This is a genomic window from Dyella solisilvae, assembly GCF_003351225.1.
GTDB classification, from domain to species: domain Bacteria; phylum Pseudomonadota; class Gammaproteobacteria; order Xanthomonadales; family Rhodanobacteraceae; genus Dyella; species Dyella solisilvae.
In genome coordinates, this window is sequence record NZ_QQSY01000008.1 from 1 (window position 1) to 13164 (window position 13164).

Annotated in this window: 11 protein-coding genes; 5 read left to right on the forward strand and 6 right to left on the reverse strand. The window is 66.2% G+C overall.

Annotated elements, in window-relative coordinates; translation table 11 throughout:
- Positions 1-283 precede the first annotated feature (283 nt).
- Positions 284-733, forward strand: coding sequence for a DUF192 domain-containing protein (locus DVT68_RS18855; protein ID WP_114826762.1), 450 nt, complete (start codon positions 284-286; stop codon positions 731-733).
- Between the two features lie 233 nt (positions 734-966).
- On the opposite strand, the gene DVT68_RS18860 is transcribed toward DVT68_RS18855, so the two are convergent.
- Positions 967-1164, reverse strand: coding sequence for a rubredoxin (locus DVT68_RS18860; RefSeq protein ID WP_114826835.1), 198 nt, complete (start codon positions 1162-1164; stop codon positions 967-969).
- Between the two features lie 93 nt (positions 1165-1257).
- Here DVT68_RS18860 and thiE point away from each other — a divergent pair, with 93 nt between their 5' ends.
- The 4 genes from thiE (at position 1258) to DVT68_RS18880 (ending at position 4731) form a co-directional block, all read left to right on the forward strand.
- Complete coding sequence (thiE, locus tag DVT68_RS18865; protein WP_114826763.1) at positions 1258-1881, forward strand: thiamine phosphate synthase; 624 nt, start codon at positions 1258-1260, stop codon at positions 1879-1881.
- A gap of 11 nt (positions 1882-1892) precedes the next feature.
- Entirely contained in the window at positions 1893-3179 is a 1287-nt protein-coding gene (gene hemL / locus DVT68_RS18870; RefSeq protein ID WP_114826764.1) for a glutamate-1-semialdehyde 2,1-aminomutase, read from the forward strand.
- The gene (locus DVT68_RS18875) at positions 3176-3790 is read left to right on the forward strand and encodes an HAD family hydrolase (protein ID WP_114826765.1); all 615 of its coding nucleotides are present in this window, start codon (positions 3176-3178) and stop codon (positions 3788-3790) included. The genes hemL and DVT68_RS18875 overlap by 4 nt, the downstream gene beginning before the upstream one ends.
- Positions 3791-3858: 68 nt before the next feature.
- Positions 3859-4731, forward strand: coding sequence for an ion transporter (locus DVT68_RS18880; RefSeq protein ID WP_114826836.1), 873 nt, complete (start codon positions 3859-3861; stop codon positions 4729-4731).
- Between the two features lie 224 nt (positions 4732-4955).
- Here DVT68_RS18880 and DVT68_RS18885 read toward each other — a convergent pair whose 3' ends face one another.
- The 5 genes from DVT68_RS18885 to DVT68_RS18905 form a co-directional block, all read right to left on the reverse strand.
- A complete protein-coding gene (locus DVT68_RS18885) occupies positions 4956-6191 on the reverse strand; it encodes an acetylornithine transaminase (RefSeq protein WP_114826766.1) in 1236 nt (411 codons plus the stop codon).
- A gap of 842 nt (positions 6192-7033) precedes the next feature.
- Positions 7034-8374, reverse strand: a complete 1341-nt coding sequence (locus DVT68_RS18890; RefSeq protein WP_114826767.1) for a sigma-54 dependent transcriptional regulator — start codon at positions 8372-8374, stop codon at positions 7034-7036.
- Positions 8375-8698: 324 nt separating this feature from the next.
- Positions 8699-9295: a hypothetical protein gene (locus DVT68_RS18895; RefSeq protein WP_147281771.1), complete on the reverse strand. Its 597-nt coding sequence runs from the start codon at positions 9293-9295 to the stop codon at positions 8699-8701.
- A gap of 95 nt (positions 9296-9390) precedes the next feature.
- Entirely contained in the window at positions 9391-10791 is a 1401-nt protein-coding gene (locus tag DVT68_RS18900) for an amino acid permease (protein ID WP_114826769.1), read from the reverse strand.
- Between the two features lie 10 nt (positions 10792-10801).
- Entirely contained in the window at positions 10802-13111 is a 2310-nt protein-coding gene (locus tag DVT68_RS18905; protein ID WP_114826770.1) for an Orn/Lys/Arg family decarboxylase, read from the reverse strand.
- Positions 13112-13164: the final 53 nt, after the last annotated feature.

Consider the following 13164-nt stretch of genomic DNA (forward strand, 5'->3'; position numbering starts at 1 on the left):
TCACTTGCTGACCGTTTCCGTTTCAGCGTTGGAACATTTCGTTCCGAGTGAGCCGCTCATCTTACATCATCTTTCCAGTCCGTCAACTCTTTTCGAAAATTTATTTTCGAACCGGGTTTTGGTCTGGACCCTTCGAGGAAGAGCTTCTCGTCGGGGCAGGAGCGAAATAATAGCCCGGCCTTTCCGATCTGGGAAGGGGTCTACACGAATTTTTTTCACTCCGATGACAACGACGCCCGCCGCTACACTCGCGGGCACCTGTCCCAACCGAGCCTACACAACAATGAAACGCCTGCTCGCGCCCCTGCTGTTTGTCCTTCCCGCCACGGTTTTCGCGGCCGCCGCGCACGATGCGCCCGGCGTGCAGCTGCACGGACATCACTTCACTACGGAGTTCGCCACTAATGATGCGGCGCGCGAGCACGGCCTGATGATGCGCACCGAGCTGGCGGCCGATCACAGCATGCTGTTCGTGTTTCCCAAGGACGACCAGCGCTGGTTCTGGATGAAGAACACGCTCATCCCGCTGGACATCCTGTATTTCGACGGCAACCGCCGCCTGGTGTCGGTGCAGGCGAACGTGCCGCCGTGCAAAGCGGACCCCTGCCCGAGCTATCCCAGCGATCTGCCGGCGCGCTACGTGCTGGAGCTGCCGGCCGGTATGGCGGCGAAGATCGGCGCAATGGTGGGCGACGAGTTGACGATCGAGGGGACGGTCGGCCCGGTGCAGTGATCCGGAGCCGCCAGGTCATGTCGGCAGGGAACGCCGACGTGATAGGGGACGAGCATATCGGGACGCAGGTTCTCCAGGGCGTCCCAGTCGTCTTCAAACGGAATGAACTGCTGCATGGTGCTGCTCCTGCGCCGGTTGCGCGTCTTTGCTGCCGGCGTGCAGGAGCTACTAAAGCAAACGGCCCGGTCCGCACGATGACGGAATCGGGCCGTTTGCGGGCAACGCGGGGCGGTTCAGTCGATTTCGATCATCTCGAAGTCGTCTTTGGTCGCGCCGCAGTCCGGGCAGGTCCAGGTGTCGGGAATGTCGGCCCAGCGCGTACCGGGTTCGATGCCCTCGTCGGGCAGGCCCAGCGCTTCGTCATAGATGAAGCCGCAGACGACACACATCCATTTGCGAAGGGCGACGGTTGGGTTAGTGCTCTGATTCATCGCTGGACTGCTTGATATGGAGAATAAGTGGGGCATTCTCGCAACTCCCCCGCCGATGCGAAAGCGTATGGCCTTCAATTTCAGGATGATCTGATGCACGAACGACTCAAAGGCCGCGGCCTCTATGTGATCACCGACGGCCCGCGCCCGAACCTGCTGGAAGTGGTGGCGCAGGCGCTGGCCGGGGGCGCCCGCCTGCTGCAGTACCGCGACAAGACCACCGACCCTGCCCGCCGCCTGACCGAAGCCCGGTCGATCCGGGCCCTTTGCGCGGCGCGCGGGGTGCCCATGATCGTCAATGACGACGTCGCGCTGGCGCTGTCGGTGGGCGCGGCCGGGGTCCACCTCGGCGAAGACGACGGCGACGTCGCCGCCGCCCGCGCCGTGCTGGGCCCGGACGCCATCATCGGGGTGTCCTGCTATGACTCGGCCGAGCGCGCCCGCCAGATGGCGGCCGCGGGCGCCGACTACCTGGCCTTCGGCGCGTTTTTCCCCTCGCCCACCAAGCCGCACGCCCGACGCGCTTCATTCGAGCTGCTGCGACAGACCGCCGCGCTGGGATTGCCTCGGGTGGCGATCGGCGGCATCACGCCGGACAATGGCGGATCCCTGATCGACGCCGGCGCCGACTATCTGGCCGTCATCTCGGCCGTATTTGGCGACCCGGACGTACGCGGCGCCGCGACGCGCTTCGCCCAACTCTTCACTTCGCATTGAGACTTCCCCGCATGACCACGAACCACGACCTGTTCCAACGCGCGCAGCAGCTGATGCCCGGCGGCGTGAATTCGCCGGTGCGCGCCTTCAAGTCCGTGGGCGGCGAGCCGTTCTTCACCGCACGCGCCGATGGCGCCTACCTGTGGGACGTGGAAGGCAAGCGCTACATTGACTACGTGGGCTCGTGGGGCCCGATGATCGTGGGCCACAACCACCCGCACGTGCGCGAGGCGGTGGAGCGCGCGGTGAAGAACGGCTTGTCCTATGGCACGCCCTGCCCGGCCGAAGTGACGATGGCCGAGACCATCACCCGGCTGATCCCGTCGATCGACATGGTGCGCATGGTCAACTCGGGCACCGAGGCGACCATGTCCGCGATCCGGCTGGCGCGCGGCGCCACCGGGCGCAACCTGATCGTGAAGTTCGAAGGCTGCTACCACGGCCACGGCGACAGCTTCCTGGTGAAAGCAGGCTCGGGCGCGCTGACCTTCGGCGTGCCGACCTCGCCGGGCGTGCCCAAGGCCAACGCCGACCTCACGCTGACCGTCGCATACAACGACCTCGATGCGGCCACGCGCCTGTTCGACGAGCACGGCCGTGACATCGCCGGCCTGATCATCGAGCCGGTGGCCGGCAACATGAACTGCATCCCGCCGAAGGACGGCTACCTGCAGGGGCTGCGCGAGCTGTGCACCAAACATGGCGCGCTGCTGATCTTCGACGAGGTGATGACCGGCTTCCGCGTCGCGCTGGGCGGCGCGCAGGCCTATTACGGCGTGACGCCAGACCTCACCACCTTCGGCAAGATCATCGGCGGCGGCATGCCGGTAGGCGCCTACGGCGGTCGTCGCGACCTCATGCAGCAGATTGCTCCGTCCGGCCCGATCTACCAGGCGGGCACGCTGTCGGGCAATCCGGTGGCGATGGCCGCGGGCCTGGCCATGCTGGAGCTGATCCAGGCGCCGGGCTTCTACGATCAGCTCGCCGCGCGCACGCGCCTGCTGACGGATGGCCTGCAGGCGGTCGCCGATGGTGAAGGCATTCCGTTCAGCACGAACCGCGTGGGCGGCATGTTCGGCCTGTTCTTCACGCGCGAGAAGGTGGCGAGCTACGCGCAGGCCACGGCGGCGGACACGGCGCTGTTCAACCGCTTCTTCCACGGCATGCTGGAGCGTGGCGTGTACCTCGCGCCGTCGGCGTTCGAAGCCGGCTTCGTCTCGAGTGCGCACAGCGAGCAGGACATCGCCGATACGCTGGAAGCCGCCCGCGGCGCCATGCGAGCCGCCCGCGCCGGATGAGCACGGCGCTGCGCTGCGTCCTGTTCGATCTGGACGAGGTGCTGGCCGACTATGACCGCGCCGTGCGTGTCAGCCGACTGGCTCTGGCCATCGGCAGCACGCCGGCCGCGGTACGCGAGGCGATCTACGAGTCGGGCATCGAGGACGCCGCCGACAGCGGCGCTCTCGATGCCGTGGCCTATCTCGATGCGCTCAGCGCGCATCTGGGCCGCACGGTAAGCGTCGCTGCCTGGACGACGGCGCGGCGCGAAGCCACCCGCATCCGACCAGACGTATTGGCCCTCGCCCAGGCGCTGGGGACACGCCTGACCGTGGCGCTACTGACCAACAACGGCGTGCTTCTGGCGCAACAACTGCCGCGCATTGCGCCGGCACTGTTTCCGCTATTCGAGGGTCGCGCCTTCGCTTCCGCGCAATTCGGTGGACGCAAGCCCGAACCACGCGTCTACAGGGATTGTCTCGATCGGCTCTCCATGCCGGCGAGCTCCACCCTGTTCGTCGACGACAACGCCGCGAACGTGGTGGGCGCCAGACAGGCGGGCCTCCACGCCCACCACTACAGCAACTTCGACGGCCTCCGCAGCGCGCTCGCCGGCTTCGGCCTGCCCTGAAAACCTGAAAGCTCCGGGGGAACCGCCACGGCGTTATGCTGATCACATCGCGTGTGGAGCCCCGACGCATGAGCGAGCAGCCGCGAATACTCTCGGACAGCGCCATCGAAGCCGCGACCCAAAGCGGATGGCGGGCGCGCTGGTTCCACATCATCTTCGGCCATGACGACGCGCCCGGGCGCCTGTTCGATCTGGTGCTGATCGTGGCGATCCTCTCCAGCATCCTGGTCGCGGTGCTGGACACGGTCGAGGATCTGCACGCCCGCCTCGGTCACGTGTTCACCCTGCTCGAATGGGTGTTCACCATCGCCTTCACACTGGAATACGTGGCGCGCCTGCTGGTGGTCGCAAAGCCGCGCCGCTACGCGCTCAGCTTCTTTGGCATCGTCGACCTGATCGCGGTGCTGCCGACCTACCTGACCCTGCTGGTCAGCGGTGGCCAGCACCTGATGGTGATACGCGCGCTGCGCATCCTGCGCATCTTCCGGGTGCTGAAGATGACCCGTTACGTGGGCGAAGCGGACCTGATGTGGGCGACGTTCCTGCGCGCCAAGCCCAAGATCTTCGTGTTCTTCAGCACCATCCTCACCCTGGTGCTGATCTTCGGCGCGCTGATGTACCTGATCGAAGGGCCGGAGGACGGCTACACCAGCATCCCGCGCTCGATGTATTGGGCGGTGGTGACGATGACCACGGTGGGCTTTGGCGACATCACGCCGCACACCACGCTGGGACAGATGGTCACTTCGGTGATCATGCTGCTGGGCTACAGCATCATTGCGGTGCCCACCGGCATCTTTGCGGCGGAGCTGGCCAGCGGCATACGGCAGGCCCGGCAGGCGCCCGCCTGCGGGCACTGCCAGTTGGGCGGGCACCAGCCCGACGCGCGTTATTGCCGGGGTTGCGGGGCGTCGCTGAGGGAAGACGGGGGCGGCGGGTGACCTCGCCGTTGCTACAGGCGGCGGGACGCAGGTCGTCGTTGCCAGTGCAAGGCCAGGATGGCAGCGAATCGCGCGTAACCCCGGAGGTGGCTCCGAAGTAGCGGGCGCGACGCGTCATCAAACGTCTTTCGCGACACTCAAAGCAAAGGCGCTGGATCCCTGCTTTCGCAGGGATGACGAGCAGACAGGGGCGCTGTCGAGATTCCTTTCGTTGCGTCTGCCTCTCAGGCGGCAAGGTAAGCGCGCAGCGCGGCTTCCAGACGCGCGAGGCCTTCGGCCAGGTCCTCGTCGGTGATGTTGAGGGCGGGCACGAAACGCAGCACGTCGGGGCCAGCCTGCAACAGCAGAAGGCCATGGGCGGCGGCGAAATCGAGGATCGTGCCTGCCTTGCCCTTGTGCGCGTCCTTCAACACGGCGCCGAGCATGAGGCCTCGACCGCGCACTTCCTCGAACAGGTCGAGCGAGGCGTTGATGCGGGCAAGGCTCTGCTGCAGCGCCTTCGACTGGCGCGCCACATTGGCCAACAGTTCCGGCGAGGACAGCTTGCGCAGCGCCACGCGCGCCACCGAGGCGGCCAGCGGATTGCCACCGAAGGTGGTGCCGTGCGCGCCAAATTGCATGGTCTCGGCCACGCGGGGGCCGGCCAGCATGGCGCCGATCGGGAAGCCGCAGCCCAGCGCCTTTGCCAGGGTGACGATGTCTGGCTTGACGTTGTCCTGCACATAGGCGAACAGCGTGCCGGTGCGTCCCATGCCGCACTGGATTTCGTCGAGCACCAGCAGCGCGTCATGCTGGTCGCACAACTCGCGCACACGCTGCAGGAAACCCGGCGCAGCCGGCAGCACGCCACCTTCGCCCTGCACCGGCTCGAGCATCACGGCGGCCACGTCGCCGTGGGCGAAAGCGGCCTCAAGCTGGGCGACGTCATTGAAATCGAGGTAGCGAAAGCCGCCCGGCAGCGGCTCGTAGCCTTCCTGGTATTTCGGCTGCGCAGTCGCGGTGACGGCGGCCAGCGTGCGGCCGTGGAAGGAACCACGGAAGGTGACGATCACGCGCTTGTTGGCTTCGCGCCCCTGGGCGGTCGCCCATTTGCGCACCAGCTTGATCGCGGCCTCGTTGGCCTCGGTGCCGGAATTGCACAGGAACACGCGCTCGGCGAAGCCCGAGGCCGCCACCAGCTCTTCGGCCAGATGCAACGGCGGCTCGCTGTAGAACACGTTGCTCGTGTGCCACAGCTTGTGCGCCTGGGTCACCAGTGCGTCGAGCAGATCGGGATCCTGGTGGCCCAGCGCGTTCACCGCGATGCCGGCGCCGAGATCCACATAGTCGCGTCCCTGGGTGTCCCACACGCGCGCGCCCTTGCCGTGGTCCAGCACCACATCGCGCGGTCGATAGACCGGCAGCCAGTAGCGCTTGCCGAGATCGATCAGGGACTGGGCGGAAGGGTCTTGCGCGTGCATGTCATGACTCCGGGCCTCCCCGAGCGGGGGGCGCCTAAGCGGGTTCGGGAAAGGGACTGGGGAACGCCGACTGGTGCGGCGCACCACGCATCGTAAGCCCTCGTCCCCCTGATTGCACGGCGCGTCGCCTGCGGCGTGCGGGTTGTCAACCTGGACTGTGCGCTGTGTCCGGCGCGTTACAACTGCCTGGAAACCGCACAACGGCGGGGCCTGGCGGCCTTTTGGCGCGGTTGAGGGCACGATGGCTGTAACGCCGCCAACACGCCAAGACGCAGGCCACGTGAGGGCAGAGGCGGCAAAACCCGCGTCACTGCGCCATCGACGGCACTTGGCACGGCGATTGCTCTAACTGTCTCGTACAGGCGGGAAGGGGGAAAGGCCAGCTGCGATACGCACCGAACACCGTGGCAGGGATATCCACGGCGGCGGATAGGCAACGCCCTTGGGTGGTCCAGGGCAACGTCGGAGCGGCCATCGCAGCTGGCAACGGGAATCTCCACTTCCGGCACTCACGGTCGAGTGGATCAACAGTTCAAGCAGGATTCCGTCGAGAGGCGGAGACGCGGGCGGTAACCCGGCAACCCCTGTGGCCGGGGCACCAATGGAAGCCCCCGACCCGACCCCTGCGGGTCGGGGGCCTTCCTCTCCGGATCGGCGTGGCGACCATGACCGTCAACCCTGACGGGGTGAGCGGCGGGTGCTCGCGGCAACGTGGCTGGGTCGGCGCCCAACCAGCCATGAATTGGCGAGCATCCGCCACTCACCCTGCCGATTGGGGCGACGCCCACGCGCAGAAGCGCCTCGGCCATCCGACCGAAGGCGGCATACCCCATGGAATCAAATCAGCGCAGCTCGTCGAGCGCGAGCTGGTGCTTCTTGCACAAGCGGTAGATGGTCACCCGCGACACCTTGAGCCGGCGGGCGCATTCGCTCACGTTGAAACGGCTCTCGCGCAGGCAGGCAATCACCGCGTCGCGTTCGGCGGCCACGCGCGTGCTTCCCAGGCTTGAGCGCGCGGTCTGGCGGGTCAGCACGTCGGACAGGTCCAGATCCTCCACGCTGATCAGCGAATCCTCGGCCACCACAGCCGCGCGCTGCACGCGGTTCAGCAACTCGCGCACATTGCCGGGCCAGGCAAACTCCAGCATCGCGCGACGGGCGCCCGCACTGAAGCCACGCGCACGGCTGGCGTGCTGCTCGCGGAAGGCATCGAGGAAACGCTGGGCCAGCAGCAGCACATCGTCCTCGCGTTCGCGCAGGGCCGGCATGCGCAGCCGCAGCACGTTGAGCCGATAGTAGAGATCCTCGCGGAAGCGCCCCTGCTCCACCGCCTTCTCCAGATCGACATGGGTAGCCGCGAGCACGCGCACGTCGAGCTTGATCAGCTGGCTGCTGCCCACGCGTTCCAACGTGCCTTCCTGCAGGAAGCGCAACACGCTGGTCTGCGCATCCAGCGGCAGGTCACCCACTTCATCCAGGAACACGGTGCCACCGGCGGCGGTTTCGAAATGGCCGATGCGGCGCACGTTGGCGCCCGTGAAGGCGCCGCGCTCGTGGCCGAACAATTCGGACTGCACCAGGTTGGGCGGGAGCGCGCCGCAATTGATTGCCGCGAACGGCCGTTCGGCGCGCACTGACAGGCCGTGCAAGGCCCGCGCAGCCACCTCCTTGCCGGTGCCGGTTTCGCCAGTGATCAGCACCGGCAATTCCACCGGCGCGTACTTGCGGATGCTGGCCACCACCGCGCTGATGGCGGCGCTGCGGCCGGTCACGCCGATGTCGCCCGGCCCCGCGGCCGGCGGCTGGCCGCCGCCGATGCGCCCCAGCGTCTCGACCAGGCGGTCGAAGTCCACGGGCGTGCTGAAGTACTCGATGCTCGCCTCGAGCACGCGATCGACCAGCGGCTCGTGCACAGGCATGTCGGGCGAGATCAGCGCTACCCACGGCAGCCAGGGATGGTCTCCCATCAGTTCGGCCATCGCGCGCGCGGAAGCAGGGTCGCCTCGCCGCAGGTCGGCCAGCGCCACCACCGTGTCGTTGTTGCGCATGCCCACACCACCAGGCGTGCTGGCATCGGCCACGCGGATGATCCATCCCGCCCTGGCCAAGCTGGCCCGTTCCTCGCTGGCAGGCTGCCCAAACCAGACGACACAGCGTCTGGCTTCCTCCCTCAACACAGCCATGGCTCCCTCCCCTTTCCCCTGATAAGGGTCACAGGTTTCGGCCGGTCGTAGCCAAACAAGCTGGCCACCCCCCGGTTACCACGCCAGTCGCGTCAAGCTAACCCGCGACCGCTGCAGAAATGTGATATGCATCACACAATATACAACTCTACGCATGACCGTTACCCGACAAATGGGCCAGATGCCTCAGACGGAAGCCCGGGGCCGCCGCACGGGCTAACACCAATGGCCTAAGGAATGGGATGAAGTCCGGCCCGGAAGGTATTGGGCCGCCGGGGAGGTCAGGGCCGGCTCCCATCGCGACGGGGGCCGGCCGCAGCACGATCAGCCCTTGCCCTTGGGCGTGACCGTAATGGCCAGCGCCTCGGTGTAGGTGATGCGCACCATATCGCCAATCTTCAGCTTGCTCATCTGCGCCTGGCGGCCGGGATCTTCCACGGAGATCACGTGAGGCTTGCCGTCTGATCCGGTGAGGGTGACGGTGTGGTTCTGCAGATCAATCGCGGTGAGCCTGGCGGTCACCGTCACCGACTGGCGGGCCGTTCCACCTGGCGTGGCGCCCTTCTCCGCCGAGCTCTGGCCGCCCTTGTATTCCACACCAGCCTGCGCGCTGCCAGCCGGCAGGATTTCCAGCGCCATCGAGCGCTCGAATTTTGCGTTCACCTGATCGCCGGCCTTGAGCTGATCGAGGTTCTTCACGTCGGCTCCCGCCACCACGGTGTCCTCGTTGCCGTCCGGCCCACGCAAAGTGATTTCGCGGGTGGTCTGGTTCACGCTGACCACGGTGGCGGTGACCGTGGCCTGGTCGCTGCCCAGTGACTGCGGCTTGATGTCTTGCCCCATGGCGAGCGCCAGGACCGGGGCCAACAGGGCCAGCATGCCGAACCACACGAGTCGACGGGCAAACTGAGGTTTACTCATGAGACTGCTCCTTGGTGAAGTGGGTGCTGACTGGGGCGGTGGACCGGACCGCCCACTGCCTTGGGAAGTTGATGGACGGGCGGCCCGACACCCACTCATAACTGTGTCGGTGTGGTCTGCCCGTGATGCCCGGCGGCGAAATCTCCGACCCCGCCCACGACCGCGACCGGGACGGGGGGCTCAACAACCTCCGGGGATCGCCGCTGCAGGGCGATCAGGGCAAACAGCGGCGCGGAGCCCAGCATCACGATCAGCGCCTTCATGTTGAGCAGTGGTGACTGGCCCAGCACCACCGCGATGCAGTACAGGCAGGCCACCAGACCGATGGCCACGAAGAAGTTGCGCCGGCCGGTCGACATCTCGATGGTGCGGTTGAAACGCCACATCGCCACGACCGAGTAGGTGTACGGCAGCACCATCAGGATGATGGTCGCGTCGGTGATGGCGCTGAACTGCGTGGCCACGTTGGGCGAGGTCGAAGTCATCAGCAGCAGGGTCATCAGCACGCCGGTGATCACCAGGTTCTGTGCCGGCATGCCGTGCCGGTTGGTGACCGAGAAGCGCCGCGGGAACATGCCATCCTCCGCGGCCGCTCCTGCCGACTGCGCCACGATCAGGATCCAGCCCACCAGCGAACCGGCGGCCTTGAGGATCGCGGCCAGCGAAATGACCAGTTCGCCTCCTGTCCCAAGCATCTTGCCGGCCGCCTCCGCGAACGGGGCGCCCGACACGCGCAGGTCGGCGTTCGGCAGCATGCCCATCAGCACAGTGCTGCACGCGATGTAGATCACCGTGGAGACCAGCAGGCCGATGATGGTGGCCAGCGGCACGTTGCGCGTGGGGTTTTCGATCACGCCTGCGGATACCGCTGCACTCTCCACGCCCATGAAGGCCCACAGCGCGATCGAGGCGGAACGTTGCACGGCGGACACCGTCGACACATGGTCCGGGTTCCATCCCTCGCGGAACACCTGCGGATCGAACCAGAACCAGCCGAACACGCCGACCAGGGCGATGGGCAGGATGCCGGCAATCGTGCTGATCGTGGTGAAGCGTCCCAGCAGTTGCGCATCGCGCGTGTTGAACCAGATGAACAGCCAGATCACCGTCGCGGTGCACGCGTTCGCCATCCAGGGGTTGTGCAGCACCGGGATGAAGGAGCTGAGGTAGCCGGTGATCGACACCGCGATGGCCACGTTGCCGATCACGTTGGCGCCCCAGTAGAGAAAATTGGTCTGGAACGCTGCGAACGGACCGAGGTAGTCGCGCGCGTAGGCGTAAGGTCCGCCCGCCTTGGGGCAGACCATGCCAAGGTGCGCAAACACCAGGCCCAGGGCGCTGGCGCCGATGGCGGCTGCAATCCAGCCAAAGATCGAAATACTGCCCACCTGGGCCAGGCTGGTCGGCAACAGGAACAGGCCCGTGCCGACCATGTTGGCGACCACCAGCGAGGAGGCGCCAAGCAAGCCCATCTTCTTCCCCGTTGGTGCGCTCATCGCCAGGTTCCTAGGAGGTCAGGCACTGCACGTAGTACTCGCCGTCTTCTGCCTCGACGCCATGCGTGTCGTGGCCGAAGCCAGGGAACGTGGCGTCCCAGTTGCGCAGCGCGTTGAGGTAGCCGATGTAGGGACCGTCGGCGGCGCCCGCCACCTCGCCCGGCATCACCATCGGAATGCCGGGCGGATACGGCACAATGCTGGTGGCCAGCGTGCGGCCCGCCAGGTTCGCCAGTGACACCCGCTCGATCTGCCCACGCACCAGGCGCTGGTAGGCCTCAGCCGGCGACAGCCGCACCTCGGGCATATTGGAGAAGGCGCGCTGCAGATGGCCGATCTGGCCGCTGCGCTTCAGCTCGTCGAACATCTGGTCGCCGAGGGCGCGCAGGCCCATGCCTGTGTAGCGCTCCGGGTGTTCGGCCACCAGGTTGGGCATCACGCGATCCAGCGGCTTGTCGGCATCGTAGTCGCGCTTGAAGTCGAGCATGGCCGTCAGCAGGGTGCTCCACTTCGCCTTGGTGATGCCGATGGAGAACAGGAACAGCACGGCGAAATCGGTGGTCTTCTCCACCTCGATGCCGCGCGCGTCCAGATAGGCCGTGAGCAGGCTCGCCGGAAAACCACGCGAGCCGAGTGAGCCGTCGTCCTCGATGCCGGGCGTGAGCACCGACACCTTGATCGGGTCGAGCATGCAATAGCCGTCTTCGAGTCCCTCGAAGCCATGCCAGGTGTCGCCCGGATGCAGCACCCACGCTTCCGGGTCGGTGGCCAGCAACGCGGCCGGCGCCTCCTCGAAAGGCAGCTTTTCGCCGCTCTTTGGATCACGCACCAGATCCGCATTCCAGGTGCGGAAGAACCATTCCCCCTTCTTCGCGAAATCGCGACGCAGGCGGCCAACCAACTGGCGGAAGCTGACCGCCTCGTCGATGCTCTCGCGAGTGAGCGCCACGCCGCCGACCCCATCCATCATCGACGCCGCCACTTCGTTGGAAGCAATGATCGGATAGAACGGCGAGGTCGAGCCGTGCATCATGAACGACTCGTTGAAGCGCGCGTGCGGAATGGGGCTGCGACCATCGCGCACATGGATGTACGAGGCCTGCGAGAACGCGGCCAGCAACTTGTGCGTCGAGTGCGTGGTGAATACGGTCGGCCCTTTCGGGTCGTGCGATGAAGCCGGGCCGTGCATGGCCAGTCGCCCGGCATACAGTGGATTGAAGCGCGCGTAGCCGTACCACGCCTCGTCGAAGTGCACGCGGTCGACCCAGCCGCCAACCTCCTGCAGCACCCTCCCGCTGTGGTAGCACAGGCCGTCGTAGGTCGAATTGGTCACGACCACGAATACCGGCTGCTGGTCGGCAAGGTTCTTCGAGAGCGGGTTGCCCGCCACGGCGCTCCTGACATCCTTCTCCCTGAAGCGTTCGGGGTAGATCGGGCCGATCAGGCCATAACGGTTTCGCGACGGCACCAGGTAATGGGGAATGCCGCCGGTCATGGTCAGGCCATGCTCGATCGACTTGTGGCAATTGCGGTCGCACAGCACGACCTGGTCGCGCCCCACGCAGGCCATGAAGATGATGCGGTTGGACGTGGAGGAGCCGTTGGTGACGGTGTAGCTGCGGTGCGAGCCGAAGATGCGCGCGATGTACTTCTCGCTTTCGCCGATCGGCCCGGTGTGATCCAGCAGCGAACCCAGCTCGCCGACGCTGATGGACAGGTCGGTGCGAAACACGTGCTCGCCGTAAAAGTCGTAGAACGCCCGCCCAGTCGGATGCTTCAGGAACGCGGTGCCGCCGGTGTGGCCCGGCGTATGCCAGGAATACTCATGCACCTGGTTGAAGCTGGCCAGCGCCGTGGTCAGCGGCCCGAACAACCCTGCCACGTAAAGGCGCATGGCCGCGTGGACGCGACCCGCAACGAACGTGGCGGAATCCTGCGCCAGCCATACCAGCTCGTTGATCGCCTGGATGAGCTCGATGGTCAGCGTGCGCGCCTTTTCCTGTTCGCTCATCAGGAAGATCGGCAGTTGTTCGTTGCGCGACCGCACCATGTGGATCAGGCTGATCGCCGCGGCGTTGCCATGCTCGCTGCCGGTGTCGTCGGGCAGCGACCAGTCCAGCAGTAAGGCGTTGATCGACGCGTCGGACATGATGGTGGCCCGCGCGTCATCCGCGGTCGAAACCACGATCGTGTCGATATTGCGATCGGTGAACTCGTTGGCGAGCACACGACTGGCCCGTCCGGCCGCACTGTCCGTGTTGGCCTGATGGTGAACCAGCAGCACGCGGAGTTTCTGACGTTGGTTACGGCGTTCGAGCATGGTGATACTCCCGGTAGACGACTGCGCGGCCCGCGGCCGACGTTCAATGTGGC